Source organism: Acinetobacter sp. AOR14_HL, assembly GCF_027855175.1.
GTDB lineage: Bacteria > Pseudomonadota > Gammaproteobacteria > Pseudomonadales > Moraxellaceae > Acinetobacter > Acinetobacter calcoaceticus.
Genome location: NZ_JAKTII010000015.1, coordinates 1 through 21,548 on the forward strand (window position 1 = coordinate 1; position 21,548 = coordinate 21,548).

Sequence of the window (21,548 nt, forward strand, 5' to 3'; positions counted from 1 at the left end):
ACCAACTCAATTCCAAGTAACTGTTTTTCAACAAGTTTCTATCTGCATCACCGCCGATGGATGTGCATTATAGAGGATTAAGATCCCTTTGCAAGCGAAAATTAAAAACCTATGACTTGAGCGTTCATTTTTAAATCAAACACTATACTAACATACTGTTTTATATCAATAATTATTTTAATTATTTATTTTTGACTTAAATAAGCCAGTATCATGCTCGATAATTCTTGTTTAAGTTGTTGTTCTGATATAAGAAAATTGTTCTGACTAACATATCTCATCATTGTAAAAAGCGTACTATTGATAATTACAAAGGATTTATGCTTCACCTGTTCGAAGTCCCATTGATGGGGATTTCTACTAAATGTATATAGTCCAACTTCAAAAAAATGTTTTTCTAAAATCTGAGCAGCTTGCGAATGACTATAGTCATGCCAATGCTTCAGTACCTCTATAAAAAAACCATGATCGGCTTTTAATGCAGCAAATCCTAGTTCAATTGCTAAGGGGATAAGGATATCCAAAGGAATATTTCCTTGCTGCATAACTAATTCTTTGAGTTGTTGCCCCAATAGTTCGCTTTTACGGCGCAACAGTTCTTCTATGATTTGATCTTTATTCTCAAAGTATTGGTAAATTGAACCCACACTTACTCCAGATCTCTCTGCAATTTTAGGAGTCGTGGTATGGAGCAATCCATATTGGGCAATACAGTGCTGTGTCGCCTCTAAAATATGGTCAACAATAATTTTTGAACGCTGTTGCTGTGGGGCTTTTCTCATTGGTTTTTTTATTCTTTAAATGTGAATTGAATGCGAATAATTATTCATATTAGCCTATTTATTATTCAGTTCAATAAGTAAGTGACAATATGCAAACAAGCAGCCCGACTCGACTTGCCTCTTTTAATGACATGCAAGACAGTAATTTCTTTACTCAGTTTTTAAATGTCTGTTGCGAAAAACCAGCACAGCCAAACTATGCAGAATATGTGTCTTTACAACGTGCTCTTTATGAAGGGGACGTTGAAATGGATAAAGTAATTGATTGGGTTATGCAAAATCCTAAAGATCACCGCATGATTTTTGAGAAGATATTATTTCAAGGCCGCGATGACCTATCTGAGCCGATGCCCACCGAGTTAGAAAATTTCTTTAATTACATTGAACAAAAGCCTGAATGGTTAGACCAACACCAAATTGATGAGGCTATTAAATTTACTCATCGTTTAGGAATAAATAATGGTTTTATTCTTAGAGATTTATCTTTGATGGCGGGATATTTATATCCGGGGTTTAATCAACCTTTAATTTTAACTGGCGCATTGAAGAAACAAGCAGGAACACGTTTAGCAGAGACTACCAAATGGTGGGTTGATATTACTGAACCTCAAGGGCTTTCTCGTTTGGGTTCAGGCTTTACCTCAACCATTTATGTTCGCTTTATTCATGCACTCGTTCGCCGGCAATTGAAAAAGTCTGATCGTTGGAATAGCGAAGTTTGGGGAATTCCTCTTAATCAGTTTGATTTAGCAATGACCAATTTGGCGTTTAGCAGTGTGGTTTTGTTAGGAATTCGAGCTTTAGGAATATGGCCGACAAAACAGGAAACTAAGAATTTTTTACATTTTTGGCGTTATGTTGGCTGGTTGATGGGTATTGATGAAAAATGGCTTATTCAATCTGAAACTCAAGGCTGGCGATTACTTTACTGGATGCAATTTGCTCACCCTCGCTCCGATCACAGCAGTATTGAATTAGGGTCGAGCTTATCTAAAGAACCTTTTGAGAGAAAATATCAGCATTTACGTTCTTTGCAGCAGAAGCTTGCTTATCGACAACATTTAGAACTTACTCAATTTTTTATTGGTAAGAAAAGAATGAGATTACTCGGATTACCTCAACAATCTGCTTCGTGGTTTGCTTATTATCTGATTTTGCGTAATTCATTACTTTATAGTGGTGCAAAGCTTTCACCAAGAATTGAAAACTTCTTATCTAAATCAGGGCGTAATATACAAAAACTTGGTCTAAGTCTTTATCAGAATCAAGGTAAAGCAAAAACCTTAGCGAGTATGCATCAATAATTTCCCAAGCCTAAAAATAAAGAATGGAAGTCTGGATATCAGACTTCCATTCTTAAATGTTAGGAACTTATTGAGGTGATGAAGTATGCATTTCAGCGTGATTCATTTGCTCGTGTGACTCCACCATCTGCTTCTTTTTTTGACTTGGCATGTAGTCAGGCTCATTGTTAATCGCCAAGTAAAAAATGATCATAAACAATAAACTCAAGATAGAGGCCACGATAAGTAACTTCCATCCCCACCAAGACTGTTCAGGCGATAATTTATTTGTCATTTGATTTCTCTCGTTAAATTAATATTTTCATTTCATTTAATTCGCTACAGCTTATTAAAACTTCATGCTCATACGAACCCAGTAGTTTCTTCCGATATTGTTAAACTGCTCTTCACTCGCAAATCCAAAGCCTGCACTACCCGCTTTATTTAAGTGTTCGGTGTAGGTTTTATCTAATACGTTGTCGATGCCGACAGAGACATCAATATCTTTACGAAGGTTGTAACTTCCGTTTAGAGAAAGAGTTGAAAAACCTTTACTTGGTTTTAGGTCATATCCCACGATGTTACCTTGATGTAGACTCACGCGATTTTGCTCAGCAACAGCTCGCCACAAGAGACCTAAATTATATTTGTCAGCCACATAGCGAACATTTAGTCGACCTTCTAAAGGTGAAATTTGAGGTAAAGGTTTGTCATCTGTGGTGTTTTTACCCCATGCATACATCGCACTCAAATCAGCCTGAATATGATCGGTAAATTGATAGCCAATACCAGCTTCTGCACCTGCAATGGTTGCATCGACATTTTTGGCTCCAGCAGTAATATCATGGCTCATATCATGTCCACCCATTCCCGTGCTTGGGTGGTGGTGGTAACTCATTAGAATGTAGTCGTCGACTAAGCCTGCATAAGCAGAAGCCCATGTATTTAAAGCACCATGCTGTTGCTGAAAGCCCAGATCCAACTGTAGTGTTTTCTCAGGATTCACACCGTTAAAGGTATTGGTTGAGCCGGCATTACCATGTTTAGGCGAAAAAAGTTCCCAATAATCAGGCATACGTTCTACATAACCTAAACCGAGATAGCTTTTTAGGTCATGCTCAGGATGTTGATTTTCCCAGCGGACAAATGCACTTGGTAAAGTCTTTTCAAGTTTAGTATTAAAGCTTTTTGCTTGAGAATCTGCGCGCTCATCTTCAACTGTTACTCGGTCTAAACGCACACCTGTAACCAGTTTGTTGAGATCGTTCCATTGATAACCGAGTTCACCAAAAGCACCATAAGATTGAAAATGCATATCTTGACGATATGGGATATTCATAGAAGGCATCGTTGGCGATGACATGCTACCGCCATGTTTATTGAATTGAGAATCTACACCTGTGATCAGGCTCCATTGATTCCATTCAGAAGTCATGGCTAAGCGCGAGTTTAATGTACGGCGCGTCACTTGCATTGCCATTGGATTCGGCATCAGCATAGTCATACCACCATGTGTCATTTCAACTAATGGCGGTGTACGCAAGCTAAAGTTATCCATAATATGGTCGTTATAGCTGTAGTTCACCTGCCCTTCAATTTTCTTAATGACATCAGTGATATTTTTCTTTTCGAAACGTAGTCCTAAGCTTTCACGCGCAAACTGAGAACCATCCATTGAACGTCCAGCATAGAGCGATTCACCATCAGATTTTCCACCAGTAAGTTCAACCCATGTGTTTTCATCTGGAGTGAAACCCAATGCTACATCAGCATTCCATTTTTCCCATGCTGAAGGCACAGTATTGCCGTCACCATCTTGATAACTATTGGACTCAGAACGATTAGCATTTAAACGGATATATTTTTTCTCATCACCAATTGCCGCCTCAACATTATGGTCAATACGCCCATATGAACCTAACAATACACTCGCTTGTCCACGATAAGGTTTTTCTGTGGTGAGCTTTTCAGGCTGACGTTCAAAAAGGACTGTCGCTGCCGAACCCGTATTGGCATATTGAACCGTTTGCGGACCTTTAATCACAGAAATACGATCATAACTTTCTGGAGAGATATAAGAAGTTGGGGCATCCATACGGTTTGGGCATGCACCTAAGTTTTCGGTTCCGTCAGTTAGAATTTTGATGCGTGAGCCAAACATGCCTCGGAAGGTCACATCACCATTTGTTCCACCGCTTTGTATTGAGTTAAAACCCATAATACTTTGCAGATAATCTGCCCCATCTGTAGCAGGTACTGGCTGAATGGGTTGTTTCGGGTCGGCATGTACAATCAGACCATTTGCATCATTACCTTGCTGTGCTGTAACAACAATAGGTGCTAATGAGTGAAGTGTTTTGGTATCGGCATCATTTTTTTCTGAATCAGCAAAAACTAGACCCGAATGAGAGACAGCAAGCATCGCAACCCATAGAGGTTGTAATAAGAATTTAGAATGTGGCATTTTTATACGCTCTAAAACATAAATAAAGTGATATTGAAGTCAGTTAAGACCCCAACAAAAAATTGCTTTTATTTATGCAAATAGAGGCGGTGCGCGCCCTTGCGGGAGTAGGAAAAGTCGCTGTAGCGCAAAGTAAACATGTCGAAATGCTTGTTGATAGGCAACTAAGCGGACTTGTATGCGGACTAAAACTTCTTTTACACCAAACTCAGGTGGTAAAACCAGATTGGCATAGACGGTACAATATTGACATTGATGGTTTGCATCATGATGGTCATGGTGTTCAGGTACTTGAGCCTGTTCAATATGATGTTCATGATGTGAATGCATGGTATGTGACATGGCTTCCGTCTGTGCTTTGGGCTTCAGCAAAGCACGGGTAATAGTTTCACAGACCGGAGCAATTTGATATTGCTTCGGTAATAGCGGCTGTAGAAATACCGCAATCTGTAAAAATACTGCTGCACATGCAAGCAGTAAACCACTACGAAAAACCAAAAATCACATCCACACTATATTAATATTTGAAGAATAGAAATTTTTAACGTTTTACTGCAACTTTTTCACGCTCACGTTGACGAACAACTTTTTCGACTTTTTCACGCGCACGCTGACGTTTAAGTGGCGACAAATAATCCACAAATAATTTGCCATTTAAGTGATCCATTTCATGTTGGATACAAACAGCGAGAAGTCCATCAGCTTCTATCTCAAATGCTTGACCTTCAAGGTTAATTGCCTCAATTTTCACACGTGACGGGCGCTCAACTTTGTCGTATATTTGTGGCACCGATAGGCAGCCTTCTTCGTACTGCTGCTTATCTTCTGTCAGCGGAGTGATTTTGGGGTTAATAAAAACCAAAGGTTCATCTTTAGCTTCAGATAAATCTATAACGATTAACTGAATATGACGATCTACCTGTGAAGCTGCTAAACCAATACCTGGTGCGGCATACATGGTTTCAAGCATATCTGCTGCAAGTTGACGAATTTCATCAGTAACTTCTTCAACAGGCTTAGCAATGGTACGAAGACGGGGATCAGGAAAACTTAAAATAGGTAATAAGGCCATACTGACGTCCTCACTTATGCCATTGATTGAAAAACCAAATGAAGGAAATACTTCATCGAAAAATTGTGTGTAAGCCGCCTATTATAACGCATCTGCACACATAATTTTTAGGAATTATCATAATGAAAAAGGTTTTTAACGGCATGGTTGAATTTCATGCTTTGGGGATAAAAAAGCATTTACTTGCTTTCGCACTTTTTACAGGGGTTGCAATGGGTACAGTAGCAGAGGTTCATGCTGCTAGTCCGAACCATAATCCACCCTCTCTAAAAAGTAATGCACCACATGTCTACGTTGTAAAACGAGGAGATACGCTGTGGGATATTTCTGGTCATTTCCTAAATAAACCTTGGCGCTGGCCAGAAATCTGGGCAAGTAATCAGCACGTCAAAAATCCACACTGGATTTACCCGGGTGACCGATTATTGTTATGCAGTTTAGCTGGTCGCCCATTGATAGGTAAAGATGAGGGAGATGGTTGTGTCGGCATTATCCGTCGCTACACCGGCCAAATGACAAACTTACAACCCCAAGTTCGTGTGGAGTCGCTCAACGACAACGTGCCTGTTATTCCACTTGAAGACATCAAACAGTGGTTAGAACACAGTACAATTTTACCAGCCGATGCAATTGAACACACCCCCTATGTAGTGGGAACTGCCGATCAGCGCGTACTTGCTGCAAAGGGCCAAACGATTTATGCCCGTGGACAAGGCTTAGTTAATGGCCAACGTTACGCAGTCTACCGTGAAGGTGAACCTTACTATTTCACAGACAGTAAGGGCAAAAAACACAGTCTAGGTATTGAACTACAACAAGTTGCCTCAGGAATTGCGATCTCTTCTGAAAAGGACATAACAACGCTTGAGTTAACTGATAGCTACGATTCCGAAGTGCGTCGTGGTGATCGGGTTATGCCAGAAGAAGAAGCAACATTACCTACTTTATTTTATCCGGTAGACGCCACTCAAGTTACAGATGCCGGCAAGATCATTCGTGTAATGGGTTCAATTGGCAGCGCTGCCAAAAATAGTGTCGTAACTTTAGACCGAGGTACAGCACAAGGGATTCAAGTGGGGCAAGTTTTTGATATTAATCAAAAAGGTGAGACTATTCGAGACCCTAAAACCAAAGAACCAATACAGTTGCCTGGACAACAGATTGGTAGTCTGATGGTTTTTAGAACCTTTGATCAGCTTAGCTATGCCTATGTATTAGAAAGTGAATTACCTATTAAAGTAGGTTCAAGTATTCAGCCACCTCGTTTTGACGATTAACGCTGGATATACACTTTACAATGCTTACTCAACTTTCTTCACACCATTACCACACCCTTAAAGTGTGGTATTTGGTGCAGCACTCTTTAGTTAGCTTTAAAAAAATTGTCGACTATTTCGGTAGCTGTGAAACAGCTGTCCAACCTGCTGGGTTAGCCCAATGGTCTAATCTCGGTTTACATGCCAATCATTTAAAACGCGTAGATGAATTTCAAACTGCTCAAGGTCAGGCTCATTTTGAAAAACTGATTGAGCAGATCCAGCAATATACCGACTTTATTTTAACGCCCGATGACTCTGGTTATCCTACGCAATTGCTACCTTACACAGATCATCCGCCCATCATTTTTGGAAAAGGCCAAGCTCAAGCTTTGCTACAGCCACAAATTGCTATTGTGGGTAGTCGAAAACCAAGCCCGCATGGTCGTCAGGTTGCTTATGACTTTGCCTATTACTTAAGTGAAAAAGGATTTTATATAAGTAGTGGTTTGGCATATGGCATTGATGAAGCCGCTCATCAAGGAGCTTCAGTACATCAACGAACTATTGCTGTAACCGGAACAGGTCTAGACAGCACCTACCCTGCTCAGAATAAAAAACTTGCAGAACAGATCTTGGCTCAAAACGGCGCCATCATTACTGAGTTTCTACCCGGTACGCCACCATTACAACAGCATTTTCCACGTAGGAACCGAATTGTTAGTGGTTTGAGTTTAGGAGTACTTGTCGTCGAAGCAACTTTAAAAAGTGGCTCTCTGATTACTGCCAACAAAGCTGCTGAGCAAGGTAAAACGGTGTTTGCTATTCCTGGTCATATTTATAGTGAATTTCATCAGGGCTGCCATCAGCTTATTCGTGAAGGCGCAATCTTAGTCGATCATCCTGAACAGATTATTGAGGACCTTGCTCTTCCAACCCAATGGCAGAGTCAGCAACAAAGTCAAAGTGAGACAGCTGAAACTGGCGCGCCAGAAATTCCTGAACATTTAATTAAACTATATCAATCTTTAGACTGGGTCGGCCAAGATATCGATCAGCTTGTTGTGCACCATTCACAACCCGTTGCTGAACTCACCTCTTCACTCATGGAACTAGAACTACTTGGTTTATGTATGCAACAATCAGGGTTGTATTTACGTTGTCGCTCTTAGTACTGGAGCGCACAATAGCAATTCTGTCTGATTGAAAGGAAGAGTATTACCATGATTACCACCTCAGTTACCGAAGCAGCCGAAAGTTTACATCAAGGTCAAGTCTTGGCGTATCCAACTGAGGCAGTTTGGGGGCTAGGTTGCGACCCTTTTAACGAACAAGCTTTTCAAAAAATTCTAGAGCTGAAACAAAGACCTATTGAGAAGGGTGTCATTTTATTAGCCGGCCATATTAGCCAAGTTGAGCACCTGTTAACCTCTTTACCTCAAACAACCCAACAAGAAATTATTGATTGTTGGACGAATCACCAACCCTCAGAAAGAGCCACAACTTGGCTCTTGCCAGCTGGTGAACATATTCCTTCATGGATTAAAGGTGAACATCCACTTGTCGCTGTTCGAGTTACCACACATCCTTTGTGTGTAGCATTATGCAATGCTTTTCATGGTTTTATTGTCTCAACTAGCGCTAATCCAAGTGGGCAAGAACCTGCTCATTCACTACAAGATGCCTGCCAATACTTTGGTTCACAATTGAACTATCTCAATGGTGATTTAGGCCAAAGTCAGCAGCCAAGTAGAATTATTAATGCTCTCACAGGCGAGATTATCCGCGCCTAATTTCAGACAAAAAAAAGCTCAGTTATATAGGGATAACTGAGCATAAAAAAGGATGGGTATATACCGCATCCAGAGGGTTTGGATATCTCTGCAACGAAAGATAATTTGCCAAAAAGAGCGTCTTTCGTAGTGGTCGCTATTATGTGGCAATAGACTAAATGAGAGAAATATATAATTTCTCTAAAAAAAGCATGAAAAGTGTAGGGAATTTACGGTTTTTCGCTTAAAAATTAAAATTATATTAATATTTTTATTCGGCTTTTTTAATATTTATATTTCAACCTAGTTTTATAATCTATTTATAAATCATATAGAAAAGCTTTAACTAATAAAAAAATGGCATATTTTCATTAATTTTTTTCAAAATATGCCATAGTTTTTTTAGTGGTCTTAGTTTTGCTCTTGTATCAGCTCACTCTTTTTGGAACTGACCTTCTTTTGAGCCATGATGATACCAATTAAAATTATTACACCACCTAGTGTGTGATAAATGGTCCACTGCTCAGATAACCAGACACTCGCAATAATTGCTGTAAACACAGGAACTAAGTTCATAAAGATACTTGTTCTATTAGGACCTAATTGCTGAACAGCCAACATCCAAACTAAAGGCGCAATGAGTGAAGCAAATACCCCTGCATAAATAGCACTCGGAGCATTTTGTGCATTTAAAGCATCCAGTCCGAACCAGAAAATCAAAGGAAGGTGAAATATTACAGAAAAACCAATCTGGACATATAAGCTCGTCATGATTGGGAGTGGCAACTGCCATTTTTTAAGAAAAACACCATAAAATGCATAAAAGAACACAGCGATAATCATTAAGGCATCACCAAGATGTCCACCAGAACTTAATAAGTGGCCAATATCTCCTTGGGACATGACATAGAGCAAACCTGCAAAAGACAAAATACTGCCAAAAACTGCAAAGCGATTAGGTACATCTTTTAAAATGGCAAGAGAAACAAAAATAGTAAAGATCGGAATAAATGCATTCACAATTCCCATATTAGTTGCACTAGTATAATGGGCAGCCGTATAAGCAAGTCCTTGATAAAGCACCATTCCAAATGCACTTAATACTGCTAATTTAGGCAAATATTGTTTTAATAAGTGTCGCTGTTTCCAAACTGGTAGCAACATAAATGGGGTTAAAATAATAAAGGCGATTAACCACCGATAAAAACTGATACTGACAGGAGAGATATAATCAGAAACATAGCGGGTAACTACAATATTTAAAGACCAAATCAGTACTGCCAAAATGGGGAATATAAATGCCCATTTATGATATTTCATGACCTGACTCATAGTAATACGCCATCTACAAAAGAGAGTTTATTTTGAAGAATGTCTTAATAAATTGAAATATCGTATTTCCGACATTGATATTGAACTTAGGACATCATCCATTTTTTAGAATAATGTCCAAGTCTTCATGGCATGTTCCACAACTTTGTGTAATTGCTCGGTACTCGCCCCATCTCTTGCTTGAATCGTTAACCCTTGAATGACAGTTGCATAAAAGTCTGTCATTTCCTGTAACGGCGCATTCGAAGACAAATCACCCTGCTCTACACCTTGTTGAAGACGTTTGAATAATTTTTCTTTGGTCTTTATTCGTTTATCGAGAAGATTCTGCTGTACATTCTGAGTAGCGTCAGAACAATTCATAGCTGCAACGACGAGCATACAACCAGCGGGCTTATTTGGCTGGACGAGTCTTTTAACGTTATCGTATAGATAAAGTTCAAAAGCGATTTTTGCTGTTTTTGCTTCTAAAAAGATGGTTTCAATAGGGCATGCTTCATGAGCCAAGTAGTAATCAATACTTTGATAAAACAGCCCAGCCTTATCTCCAAACGCACTGTATAAACTTGGTGCTGTAATTTCCAAAGCCTGTGTTAAATCACTGATCGACGTTGCTTCATAGCCATGCTCCCAAAAAAGCAACATTGCTTTTTGCAAAACCTGCTGTTCATCAAAGCATTTAGGCCGCCCACGCTTTTTTTTCAGCGTGTCTTCAGCAGCGATCAAATTCGTTTCATGCGTATTTGTCATAAAGATCACATCTATTTTTATAACAATCGTTATTAAATTAATTGACGTTCGATTTTTTATCAACTATTTTATTTTCATAATGATCGTTAGTTAAATAATAAATTGCCGTTCCTCACTCCAAATTTAGCCAAGTAAGGATTTCCTATGGACCAATCTTCTATCTCTAAAGCGCGGCCCACGACCTCCCCACAGGGAAGCTGGTTTGCCATTTTGGCCGTTGCCATTGCAGCATTTGCATTAGTAACAAGTGAATTTTTACCTGTTGGTGTTTTAAATAGTGTTGCAACAGATTTAAATATTTCTGTAGGTACAGCCGGTCTTATTATTACTGTACCCGGCATTATGGCCGCGATTGCTGCCCCCTTATTACCAGTTTCAGTGAAACAACTTGATCGACGCTATGTTCTCATTTTACTGACAGCAATTATGGTTATTGCCAATACCATTACTGCTTTTGCTGAAAACTTTCATATTTTATTACTTAGTCGCTTAATTTTAGGAATCTCAATTGGCGGGTTCTGGGCCACAGCAATCGCTTTAAGTGGAAAATTAGCTCCCACTCATCTCCCTATTGCTAAAGCAACTGCTGTTGTAATGGCAGGTGTAACTTTTGCGACAGTTTTGGGTGTTCCTATTGGAACATGGTTAAGTGAATTTTATGGCTGGCGCAGTGCTTTTGGAATTACAGCAGGAATTGGCTTAATTGTTTTAATCTTACAATTAATCTTTTTACCTAAACTTGTTCCAGACTCGCCAATCCATATGAGGGACTTACCAGCATTATTACGCACGCCTAAAGCACGTAGCGGCATGCTGATTGTCTTGCTTATCGGCCTTGCTCATTTTTGTGCATATAGCTATTTAGCGCCTTTCTTTAAGAATATTGCAGGCTTTAATGGTACAACGATTAGTTCATTATTATTGCTCTATGGAATTGCAGGTATTTTCGGAAATGCATTTGCTGGATATAGTGGTAATTTGAATGTCCGATATACACTTGCCTTTGTTAGTGCTTGCTTTGCAATTGTATTTTTTGGATTCCCACTTTTTGCCATTCATGAATTTGGTGCTATTGTCTTAACTGCTTTATGGGGCTTCGCATTTGGTGCTTTTCCTACCTCAGCCAATATTTGGATGTTTGTACATGCGCCACATGCAGTTGAAAAAGGTATGCCTCTTTTTGTAGGTATGTTTCAGGTCATGATTGCCACAGGTTCATTATTAGGCGGTTATGTGGTTGATCATTTCAATGAAAATACCTTAATTTATGGCGTATTAAGTTTTGTTGCTTTAGCACTCGTAAGTACTTTTACCCTAGCAAAAGGCTTAAACAACCCTAAAGCGACCTGTGAAAATTAAAATATTAGTCTGAGTACAAAGATGAATAATGAGGACCAACAATTTTCTTTATTGAACAGTATAGAGGTTCATGAATTTCTATATCAAAAAGAAGATATTGTTCGTCCTCATGCCTCGCTCTGGGGAGATTTTAATTTCAGCTTAAATGGCATTTTAGAAATGCAGGTGGAAGAACAGCTATATCTGTCTCCACCTAGTTATGGACTTTGGATTCCACCTCAAACGGTTCATCAATCGACTGATATTGATCACGAAATTCACTATATCTGTATTCGTCTACATCCCCGCCTATGCTCTGTTTTAGGAGATGTCTGTCAGTGTTTTAGTATCCAGCCCTTTTTTCGGACGTTGGTCCTCCAAATTCTGGAACAACAGAAGCAGAATAAAAAGCCTGAATATTTAGAACATCTTTTACAAGTCTTATTCGACCAGTTACAACAAGCCCCAGCCTATTCGCATTATTTGCCTCAAACGCGACATCCAGTTTTATTGCCTATTTTAGAAAAGCTTTCCGACCCATTACTTTTTGATCACTCTTTACAACAGTTACTCCAAAATTTTTCGGTAAGTGACCGTCATCTGTTACGTTTGAGTCAACAAGAGCTACAACTCTCTTTATCGGAATGGCGAAATCGAGCCAAAATTGTTTATGCAATTCATCAAATACGACAAGGAACACCCATTAAGCGTTTAGCATATGATTTAGGTTATCAACATAGCTCAAGTTTTATTGAGTTTTTTAAACGTTATACTGGGCAAACACCTATTCAAATTAGAAATAACTAGAATTCAGTTTATCTTTTAAAATCTTTTTCTTTTTTGAACACGAATATTATTGCACTACCCCTCAATAGCAGTTAAAACAAATGCGTTACTTGATATCAACTACAATCTTTAGGAAATACTCATGACACAATCTGTATATCATATTCCAGTAAAAGCTATTTCAGGCGAAACGGTTGACCTTGAACAATATAAAGGCAAGGTTTTACTTATTGTAAATACTGCTTCTAAATGTGGCTTAACTCCACAATACGAAGGCTTAGAAAAGCTTTATCAAGCAAAAAAAGATCAAGGTCTTGAAATTTTAGGTTTTCCAGCAAACAACTTTAAAGAGCAAGAACCAGGTTCAGATGAAGAAATTCAACAATTCTGTTCATTAAATTATGATGTTCACTTCCCTTTATTCTCTAAAGTATCTGTTGTCGGTGAAGATAAGCATCCACTTTATCAAACTTTGACAGCAGCTCAACCAGAACGTACTGGTGAAGGACCTTTCCGTGAGCGTTTAGAAGGCTTAGGTATTCCAACTAATCCAGCTCCAGAAGTTTTATGGAACTTCGAGAAATTTTTAATTAGTAAAAATGGCGAAGTAGTTGCTCGTTTTGCTCCAAACCTAACTGCGGATGATGAACAAATCGTTAAAGCAGTTGAAGCAGAGTTAGCAAAATAACGTTAAAAAAACGTAAAAAAGGGCGTTTTCTACGCTCTTTTTTATTATCTAGTCAAAATGTTGTTTGTTTGCAAAAATACAATCTTTCTCCATATTTTATGCCTATAGTACCTATTTGCTTTATTTGATGTTGTTTGTAGTTATGAAAAAAGTTTTACAGGGTGCATTTCTTCCTTTTGTAATTTTTGCCTCAGGCATGCTTTTACTCGGGTGTGATCAGGCACAAGACCATGCTACTGAACAAGAAAATACTGAAATAACTGAACAGGCATCTGATCAAGCTATTGAACGACAAGAGTCAGATATTGCTCCAAGCAAAACTGAACTTAAAAGCGGCAATATTTTTTATATGGTTCGAGATGCTGCTAATTTACAGCTTAAAGCTGGAGATTATGTTGAACAACTTAAAGACACTCAACTTGATGTTGAACAAGCTATTCAAGATAAAAATCAAAATGAATTAAAAACAACTGTTTCAACTTTAAAACAGCAATTACAAGGTTTAAATCAAGCTCTTCTCACCTTAGATATCAAAAGTCAGGAAATTGAGAATATTCGCCAAAGTTTATTACATGCAAATCAACAAGCTCTAAGCATGCCTTTACTGAACGGGAAATTAGATCAAATCAATTTTGACCAAATTGAAAAACAGCTTAATACCATTCAAATGGATATGGTTAAACTCGCAGCTATGATTATGGCTGGAGATGAGAAGCCAGACTCAAAAACTGATTCTTAAGTTATATCCAAATAATAAAAAAGCCACCTTACGGTGGCTTTTTTTGATGAACACTGCACAAATTATAATGCGCGGTTCTTCATCTTACGGATAGTTTCAAGCTGACCTGAAATCTCTGATAGAGATGCCAATGCAGCAGCTGAGTCCAAATCACTCTTTTGGTTCGCAAGCAATTGTTCAGCATTTTTACGTGCTTCTAAAATTGCAGCTTCATCCAAGTTGTCAGCACGGATTGCAGTATCTGCAAGAACCGTTACAACATGAGGTTGAACCTCTAAAACACCGCCAGATACATAGACGATTTCTTCTGTACCATTTTCCAACTGAACACGAATCGGGCCCGGTTGAAGCAAAGTCACAAGTGGTGCGTGTCCTGGCAAAATACCAAGTTCACCACCTGCGCCTTTCGCGATTAACATCGTTACTGCGCCAGAGTAAATAGACTCTTTAACACTTACGACATCACATTGCATAGTCGCCATGAGATGATCTCCTTAAATTAGAGTTTCTCAGCTTTAGCAATCACTTCGTCAATACCACCAACCATATAGAACGCTTGTTCTGGGATGTGATCGTATTCACCAGCTAATAGACCTTTAAAGCCACGAATCGTTTCTTTAAGCGATACTAATTTACCAGGAGCACCAGTAAACACTTCAGCTACGTGGAATGGTTGAGAGAAGAAACGTTGGATTTTACGCGCACGGTAAACAACCAATTTATCTTCTTCAGCTAACTCATCCATACCCAAGATTGCGATGATGTCTTTAAGCTCTTTATAACGTTGCAAAATGTTCTGTACAGAACGTGCAATTTCATAATGCTCTTGACCAACAACTAATGGGTCTAACTGACGTGAAGTTGAGTCAAGTGGATCGATCGCTGGATAGATACCAGAAGATGCGATGTCACGGCTCAATACTACTGTTGCATCTAAGTGAGCAAATGTAGTTGCAGGCGATGGATCTGTTAAGTCATCGGCAGGTACGTATACTGCTTGGATCGATGTGATCGAACCAGATTTAGTAGACGTAATACGCTCTTGAAGAACACCCATTTCTTCTGCAAGTGTAGGTTGGTAACCTACCGCAGATGGCATACGACCTAACAATGCTGATACTTCAGTACCTGCAAGAGTATAACGGTAGATGTTGTCGACGAATAATAATACGTCACGACCTTTACCATTTTCGTCTTTTTGATCACGGAAGTATTCAGCCATAGTCAAACCAGTTAACGCTACGCGTAAACGGTTACCTGGTGGCTCATTCATCTGACCGTAGACCATTGCTACTTTGTCAAGAACGTTAGAATCTTTCATCTCGTGGTAGAAGTCATTACCTTCACGAGTACGCTCACCAACACCAGCAAACACAGATAAACCTGAGTGAGCTTTCGCGATGTTGTTGATCAACTCCATCATGTTAACGGTTTTACCAACACCAGCACCACCGAATAAACCAACTTTACCACCTTTTGCAAACGGGCAAAGTAAGTCAATTACTTTAATACCAGTTTCTAAAAGGTCAGTAGAAGCAGCTTGTTCAGCATAAGAAGGCGCTTGACGGTGAATTGGCAAACGTTCTTCAGTTGCAACTGGACCAGCTTCATCAATTGGGCGGCCCAAAACGTCCATGATACGACCAAGCGTAGCTGGACCTACTGGAACAGAAATCGGTGCATTTGTGCTAGTTACATTAAGGCCACGTTTAAGACCTTCTGTAGAACCCATTGCGATGGTACGAACAACACCATCGCCAAGCTGTTGCTGAACTTCTAATGTAGTTTCAGTACCGTCAACTTGGAGAGCGTCATAGATCTTAGGAACGCTATTGCGCTCAAACTCGACGTCGATAACCGCGCCGATGATCTGAATGATACGACCGCTACTCATTGCTGTCTCCTCAATTCAAACTTAATAATGTTAAACGGCAGCGGCACCGCCAACGATCTCAGAAATTTCCTGAGTAATCGCGGCTTGACGCAGCTTGTTGTAAATGAGTTGTAGGTCTTTAATCAGTTGTCCTGCGTTGTCTGTCGCTGCTTTCATCGCGACCATACGAGCTGACTGCTCACATGCAACGTTTTCAATCACACCTTGATAAACCATAGACTCGATATAGCGAACCAACAAACCATTTAACAATTGTTCTGCTTCTGGTTCGTAGATATAGTCCCAACCATAAGTACGGTTGAGATCATCGCCTTCTTCTGCTGGTGCTAAAGGAACAAGTTGTTCAACTTTAGGCTGCTGAGTCATTGCATTAATGAAGCCATTTGATACGAGGTAGATACGATCTAATTCGCCCTTATCAAATGCATCAAGCATAACTTGGACTGAGCCAGTTAACTGTTCCAAACTCGGCGCATCGCCAAGTTGGGTAGTTGCACCAAGCACTTTACCGCCGTAATTCTTAAAAAACGAAACCGCTTTTTGACCAATTAAAGCAAATTCAACTTCAATTGACTGCTGTTGTTGTGCTTTGACATGCTGCACAACTTTCTTGAACAAGTTAATGTTCAAGCCACCGGCCAAACCACGATCTGAAGACACTACGATATAGCCAACGCGCTTAACAGGGCGGTCAACCATATAACGGTGTTTGTATTCAGGGTTTGCTTGAACCAAGTGAGCAATTACACGGCGCATATTATCGGCATACGGACGGCCCTGAGCCATGCGCTCTTGCGCACGACGCATTTTAGAAGCAGCTACCATTTGCATCGCGCGAGTAATCTTTTGCGTGCTCTTGATACTAGCTACTTTGGCGCGAATTTCTTTTAAATTTGCCATACGCTTAACCTAGTATTCGAAAGCCCTTTCGAGCTTCCGAAGGTTGATCCGTGAACCAAACTTAACTAAAACTAAACTTAGTAAGTTTGAGTCGCTTTAAAGCTTTCAATACCTGCTTTGATTGCTGCTTCGATGTCTTTGTTGTAATCACCAGTTTCATCGATTTGTTTCATCAACGGAGCATATTCTGAGCGGAAGTAAGAAATTAACGCAGCATCAAAGTCTACGATTTTCTTAACTTCTACGTCAGCCATATAGCCTTCGTTAGATGCATAAACAGAAACAGCTTGGTCAGCAATTGAGTAAGGAGCATATTGCTTTTGCTTCATTAACTCAGTTACACGTTGACCATGTTCAAGTTGCTTACGAGTTGCTTCGTCAAGGTCAGAAGCGAACTGAGCAAACGCAGCCAATTCACGGTATTGTGCTAAAGCAGTACGGATACCACCAGACAATTTTTTGATGATCTTAGTTTGAGCAGAACCACCAACACGAGATACAGAGATACCCGCGTTCACAGCAGGACGAATACCTGCGTTGAATAATGATGTTTCTAAGAAGATCTGACCGTCAGTAATCGAAATTACGTTCGTTGGTACGAATGCAGATACGTCACCTGCTTGAGTTTCAATAATTGGCAATGCAGTTAAAGAACCAGTTTTACCAGTTACTGCGCCATTAGTGAATTTCTCAACGTAGTCAGCAGATACACGAGAAGCACGTTCAAGAAGACGTGAGTGAAGATAGAATACGTCACCCGGATATGCTTCACGGCCTGGTGGACGACGTAAAAGCAATGAAATTTGACGGTAAGCAACTGCTTGCTTAGACAAATCATCATAAATAATAAGAGCGTCTTCACCGCGGTCACGGAAGTATTCACCCATTGTACAGCCAGAGTACGGAGCTAAGTACTGCATTGCAGCAGGATCAGCAGCCGCAGCAGCGACAACAGTTGTATACGCCATAGCGCCAGTTTCTTCTAGCTTACGTACAACGTTTGCAATTGTTGATTGTTTTTGACCAATCGCAACGTATACGCATTTAATGCCAGAATTTTTCTGAGCGATAATCGCATCGATCGCCATCGCTGTTTTACCAGTTTGACGGTCACCAATAATCAACTCACGCTGCCCACGACCCACAGGAATCATGGTATCAACTGATTTATAACCAGTTTGAACAGGTTCGTCTACAGACTGACGCCAAATTACGCCTGGTGCTACTTTTTCAACAGCATCAGTTAATTTTGCATCAATTGGGCCTTTACCATCAATTGGGTTACCTAAAGCGTCGACAACACGGCCAAGAAGTTCCGGACCAACTGGAACTTCAAGTACACGACCTGTACAACGAGCTTTTTGACCTTCTTGAAGGCTTAAGTAGTTACCTAAGACAACGGCACCCACTGAATCCTGTTCTAGGTTCAGTGCCATACCAAATAAGCCGCCGTCAAATTCGATCATTTCACCGTACATTGCATCAGCAAGACCGTGAATGCGCACGATACCGTCGGATACCATAACAATGGTACCTTCGTTTTTAGCGGTCGCGCTGGTGTCCAGATCGCTGATACGCTGTTTAATGAGCGCACTGATCTCGGATGGATTCAGTTGTTGCATTGCGCTATTCCTCAATCTTTTAATAGTTCAGTCTTCATCATTTGCATTATGCAAGAAGACGAGTACGCATTTTTTCAAGCTTGTTAAGCGCAGAATCATCTATCACTTGATCGCCTGCACGAATCACAACACCTGCAATAAGCTCAGGTTTAACTTCAACTGAAACAGTTACAGTACTGTTAAAACGCTTTTCTAAAGCAGATTTCAACAATTGCTCTTGCTCAGCAGTTAATGGGAAAGCCGATTCAATCACGACATCCACATTGTTGTTATTCTGTGATTTAAGCTGTTCATATTCTGCTTCAATTTCAGGTAACAACATTAAACGATCGTTATCTGCAAGAAGTGTCAAAAAGTTAGACACTGCTTGAGACTGATCTTCACCTAAAACTTTAGCAAAAAGCTTCACTTGCTCCACAGGAGTAAGTTCAGGGCGATTTAAATAAGCGGAAAATGCTTCGTCTTGCACCGCAGCACTGAGCACTTGTAACGCATTCGACCAATTGTCTGTTGCACCTTGCTCAGAAGCATAAGCAAATGCTGCTTTGGCATACGGACGTGCCAACGTCAAGAGTTCAGCCATGATTCGCCTCTCTTAAAGTTTAGCAGCCAGCTGAGACAGCATGGCGTTATGAGCTTCTGCGTCAACTTGCTGGTTCAGGATTTTTTCTGCGCCAGTTACTGCCAAAGCAGCTACTTGTTGACGTAATTCTTCGCGAGCAGAATTGATTTCTTGATCAACAGCTTCTTTAGCCTGTTGACGAATACGCTCACCTTCAGCCGCAGCTTGAGTACGAGATTCTTCGATCAATTGTGCTGCACGACGGTTCGCTTGTTCGATCAATTGAGCCGCTTGTGCTTTAGCTGCATCAAGCTCTTGCTTTACTTGCGATTGTGCATCGGCAAGTTCAGCTTTCGCTTTTTCTGCTGCATTTAAGCCATCAGCAATTTTACGCTGACGCTCACTAATCGCATTGATTAGTGGTGGCCAAACAAACTTCATGCAGAATGCAACAAAGAATGCAAACGCAATCGCTTGACCAATCAATGTGAGGTTGATATTCATTGCAATTCCTCAAATAGTGGATTTAGGAATTAAGATGATTAACCTACAAATGGATTAGCGAAGATGAAGAACAAGCCAATACCAACACCGATCATAGGCACAGCATCAAGAAGACCCGCGATTAAGAACATACGAGTTTGAAGTTGTGGAGCCAATTCTGGTTGACGAGCAACAGCTTCTAGAAAGCGACCACCCAAAAGACCAAAACCAATCGCAGTACCTAAAGCACCGAAAGCGATCAAGATAGCAGATGCAATTGCAACTAGACCTAAAGTGAGTTCCATGAAAAATTCCTCAGAGGTTAGGTTATTACCAAATTAAATTAAAAAAATTCAGCCCAACCATCGTTTGATAGTTAGGCAATACCATTAATGTTTTTCGCTTGCCATGCTCAAGTAAACGATGGTAAGCATCATAAAGATGAATGCCTGCAACGTGATTACAAGAATGTGGAAGATCGCCCAAGGCACAGACAACGCCCATTGAATCCAAAACGGCAATAAAGCAATTAGGATAAAGATCAACTCACCGGCATACATGTTACCGAATAGTCGGAGAGCTAATGAAATCGGACGAGCAAGGAATGTTACCAATTCCAAAATCAAGTTCACTGGAATAAGCAACGCTTTTGCAACTGGATTACTTGGGTTAAATGGGTTAAGTGCCAACTCGCCAACGAAACCGCCAACACCCTTTTCACGGATGCTGTAGAACAAGATAAGTACAAATACAGATAAAGACATACCTAAAGTAATGTTTGGATCTGTAGATGGAACGATCTTGAAGTAAACGTGGTGAGGGTCCATACCAAATACGTTTGCACCTACAAACGCTGCAACTTGAGGAATCCAGTCAACTGGGAACAAGTCCATTAAGTTCATGAGGAAAATCCACACGAAAATAGTTAATGCAAGCGGAGCGATTAAACGTGATTTGCCATGAAAAGTATCACGGACACTTGAGTCAACAAACTCAATGATCATTTCGATTGCTGACTGGAATTTAGTTGGAACACCTGCATTTGCAGCTTTCGCAACGATCCAGAACATCAAACAGAAAATCACACCAAGGCCAATTGACCAACCCATTGAATCCAAGTGAATTGCAGTGAACCCCATCGAATGAGCTTCTTCAGCAGTCTCAGCCAATTTCCATGTACCGTCTGGCATTTTGCCATAGGTCATATTGGTCAAGTGATGCTTGATATACTCTGTCGAAGTGAGGGCATGTTCTTCAGCAGCCATAAATCACACCTGGTCAATGTCAATTACTAAAAAGAAGGGTTACGAACATCGGCGTACTGTCGATATCTCGCCACCCTCCAAAAAATCTTCAATTCTTCTTGTTTCTATACCCGTTTTTCTAGACGTGACACCCAAAACGGAGCGACCCACGACATTGCCTGAACGAGAATAAAACCAAACAGCAATGCTAACGGTGATAAAGGTTTAACATTGCTCAAAATCAAAATAAATCCAACGATCATGATTGCAAATTTGCCTAACATGCCCCTATACATGTTAGACAGCACTTGTTTTGATGCTCTCGCACCTGCTGTTCTGAAGGATTGCCATGAGAAATAACTCATAGCAAGCCAGCAAACCAGTGCACCAAGTGCCGCACTTAATGCTGCTGTCATGTCTTTTATGCTCCACGCCACGAGGGCGGAAACAGGGATCATACATGCTTGTAAGAAGACCAAAGCTTTTGCTAATCGTCGGTCAATCAAGCGACTAGTTCGGCTCATTATTTATCCACTCACAGCATAAATGCTTGACAAGTTTAGCTGATGATCGCTTTTAAT

General features: G+C 40.2%; 23 protein-coding genes and 1 pseudogene. 8 read left to right on the forward strand and 16 right to left on the reverse strand.

Translation table 11 applies throughout. The annotated features are described in order from the left end of the window. Positions 1 to 211: 211 nt before the first annotated feature. Positions 212 to 782, reverse strand: a pseudogene (locus tag MKL38_RS14365) (TetR/AcrR family transcriptional regulator). Positions 783 to 871: 89 nt separating this feature from the next. On the opposite strand from MKL38_RS14365, the gene MKL38_RS14370 reads away from it, so the two are divergent. Further along, entirely contained in the window at positions 872 to 2,086 is a 1,215-nt protein-coding gene (locus MKL38_RS14370) for an oxygenase MpaB family protein (protein WP_270903587.1), read from the forward strand. 67 nt (positions 2,087 to 2,153) lie between these two features. Here MKL38_RS14370 and MKL38_RS14375 read toward each other — a convergent pair whose 3' ends face one another. The 4 genes from MKL38_RS14375 to def all read right to left on the reverse strand — a co-directional run bounded on the left by MKL38_RS14375 (position 2,154) and on the right by def (position 5,601). Beyond that, complete coding sequence (locus MKL38_RS14375) at positions 2,154 to 2,360, reverse strand: hypothetical protein (protein ID WP_270903588.1); 207 nt, start codon at positions 2,358 to 2,360, stop codon at positions 2,154 to 2,156. Positions 2,361 to 2,414: 54 nt separating this feature from the next. Next, positions 2,415 to 4,529, reverse strand: a complete 2,115-nt coding sequence (locus tag MKL38_RS14380) for a TonB-dependent copper receptor (RefSeq protein WP_270903589.1) — start codon at positions 4,527 to 4,529, stop codon at positions 2,415 to 2,417. 72 nt (positions 4,530 to 4,601) lie between these two features. Then, positions 4,602 to 5,027, reverse strand: coding sequence for a DUF2946 family protein (locus tag MKL38_RS14385; protein ID WP_270903590.1), 426 nt, complete (start codon positions 5,025 to 5,027; stop codon positions 4,602 to 4,604). A 43-nt stretch (positions 5,028 to 5,070) separates the two neighbouring features. Further along, entirely contained in the window at positions 5,071 to 5,601 is a 531-nt protein-coding gene (gene def / locus MKL38_RS14390; RefSeq protein WP_004795267.1) for a peptide deformylase, read from the reverse strand. Between the two features lie 122 nt (positions 5,602 to 5,723). Here def and MKL38_RS14395 point away from each other — a divergent pair, with 122 nt between their 5' ends. From MKL38_RS14395 to MKL38_RS14405, 3 genes are read left to right on the forward strand one after another with little or no spacing between them, the layout of a single operon-like run. Then, positions 5,724 to 6,878, forward strand: a complete 1,155-nt coding sequence (locus MKL38_RS14395; protein WP_270903591.1) for a LysM peptidoglycan-binding domain-containing protein — start codon at positions 5,724 to 5,726, stop codon at positions 6,876 to 6,878. Positions 6,879 to 6,898: 20 nt separating this feature from the next. Further along, a complete protein-coding gene (dprA, locus tag MKL38_RS14400; protein ID WP_270903592.1) occupies positions 6,899 to 8,029 on the forward strand; it encodes a DNA-processing protein DprA in 1,131 nt (376 codons plus the stop codon). Positions 8,030 to 8,080: 51 nt separating this feature from the next. Next, positions 8,081 to 8,650 (forward strand): L-threonylcarbamoyladenylate synthase, encoded by a 570-nt coding sequence (locus tag MKL38_RS14405; RefSeq protein ID WP_080026138.1) that lies wholly within the window; start codon positions 8,081 to 8,083, stop codon positions 8,648 to 8,650. A gap of 390 nt (positions 8,651 to 9,040) precedes the next feature. On the opposite strand, the gene MKL38_RS14410 is transcribed toward MKL38_RS14405, so the two are convergent. After that, positions 9,041 to 9,961: a DMT family transporter gene (locus MKL38_RS14410; protein WP_003655508.1), complete on the reverse strand. Its 921-nt coding sequence runs from the start codon at positions 9,959 to 9,961 to the stop codon at positions 9,041 to 9,043. 105 nt (positions 9,962 to 10,066) lie between these two features. Beyond that, complete coding sequence (locus MKL38_RS14415; protein ID WP_080595492.1) at positions 10,067 to 10,720, reverse strand: TetR/AcrR family transcriptional regulator; 654 nt, start codon at positions 10,718 to 10,720, stop codon at positions 10,067 to 10,069. A 135-nt stretch (positions 10,721 to 10,855) separates the two neighbouring features. On the opposite strand from MKL38_RS14415, the gene MKL38_RS14420 reads away from it, so the two are divergent. From MKL38_RS14420 to MKL38_RS14435, 4 genes are all read left to right on the forward strand, one after another. Then, a complete protein-coding gene (locus MKL38_RS14420) occupies positions 10,856 to 12,070 on the forward strand; it encodes an MFS transporter (protein WP_199991067.1) in 1,215 nt (404 codons plus the stop codon). Positions 12,071 to 12,091: 21 nt separating this feature from the next. Continuing rightward, a complete protein-coding gene (locus MKL38_RS14425; protein ID WP_003655519.1) occupies positions 12,092 to 12,856 on the forward strand; it encodes an AraC family transcriptional regulator in 765 nt (254 codons plus the stop codon). 121 nt (positions 12,857 to 12,977) lie between these two features. Beyond that, positions 12,978 to 13,523 carry a glutathione peroxidase gene (locus tag MKL38_RS14430; RefSeq protein ID WP_205470030.1) on the forward strand — a complete coding sequence of 182 codons (546 nt, stop codon included), beginning with the start codon at positions 12,978 to 12,980 and terminating at the stop codon, positions 13,521 to 13,523. 142 nt (positions 13,524 to 13,665) lie between these two features. Next, positions 13,666 to 14,262 (forward strand): hypothetical protein, encoded by a 597-nt coding sequence (locus MKL38_RS14435; RefSeq protein WP_270903593.1) that lies wholly within the window; start codon positions 13,666 to 13,668, stop codon positions 14,260 to 14,262. Between the two features lie 62 nt (positions 14,263 to 14,324). Here MKL38_RS14435 and MKL38_RS14440 read toward each other — a convergent pair whose 3' ends face one another. From MKL38_RS14440 to MKL38_RS14480, 9 genes are all read right to left on the reverse strand, one after another. Further along, positions 14,325 to 14,744, reverse strand: coding sequence for a F0F1 ATP synthase subunit epsilon (locus tag MKL38_RS14440; RefSeq protein WP_003655525.1), 420 nt, complete (start codon positions 14,742 to 14,744; stop codon positions 14,325 to 14,327). Positions 14,745 to 14,761: 17 nt separating this feature from the next. After that, positions 14,762 to 16,156, reverse strand: coding sequence for a F0F1 ATP synthase subunit beta (gene atpD / locus MKL38_RS14445; protein WP_003655528.1), 1,395 nt, complete (start codon positions 16,154 to 16,156; stop codon positions 14,762 to 14,764). 30 nt (positions 16,157 to 16,186) lie between these two features. Then, a complete protein-coding gene (atpG, locus tag MKL38_RS14450; RefSeq protein WP_003655530.1) occupies positions 16,187 to 17,056 on the reverse strand; it encodes a F0F1 ATP synthase subunit gamma in 870 nt (289 codons plus the stop codon). Between the two features lie 77 nt (positions 17,057 to 17,133). Continuing rightward, a complete protein-coding gene (atpA, locus tag MKL38_RS14455) occupies positions 17,134 to 18,678 on the reverse strand; it encodes a F0F1 ATP synthase subunit alpha (RefSeq protein WP_005037448.1) in 1,545 nt (514 codons plus the stop codon). Positions 18,679 to 18,724: 46 nt separating this feature from the next. Continuing rightward, entirely contained in the window at positions 18,725 to 19,261 is a 537-nt protein-coding gene (locus MKL38_RS14460) for a F0F1 ATP synthase subunit delta (RefSeq protein WP_003655534.1), read from the reverse strand. A 12-nt stretch (positions 19,262 to 19,273) separates the two neighbouring features. Next, positions 19,274 to 19,744 (reverse strand): F0F1 ATP synthase subunit B, encoded by a 471-nt coding sequence (locus tag MKL38_RS14465; protein ID WP_003655537.1) that lies wholly within the window; start codon positions 19,742 to 19,744, stop codon positions 19,274 to 19,276. A gap of 38 nt (positions 19,745 to 19,782) precedes the next feature. Next, a complete protein-coding gene (gene atpE / locus MKL38_RS14470; protein ID WP_000424060.1) occupies positions 19,783 to 20,028 on the reverse strand; it encodes a F0F1 ATP synthase subunit C in 246 nt (81 codons plus the stop codon). Positions 20,029 to 20,112: 84 nt separating this feature from the next. Next, entirely contained in the window at positions 20,113 to 20,988 is an 876-nt protein-coding gene (gene atpB, locus MKL38_RS14475) for a F0F1 ATP synthase subunit A (RefSeq protein ID WP_003655543.1), read from the reverse strand. A 104-nt stretch (positions 20,989 to 21,092) separates the two neighbouring features. Continuing rightward, the gene (locus MKL38_RS14480; RefSeq protein WP_003655545.1) at positions 21,093 to 21,491 is read right to left on the reverse strand and encodes an ATP synthase subunit I; all 399 of its coding nucleotides are present in this window, start codon (positions 21,489 to 21,491) and stop codon (positions 21,093 to 21,095) included. Positions 21,492 to 21,548 lie beyond the last annotated feature (57 nt).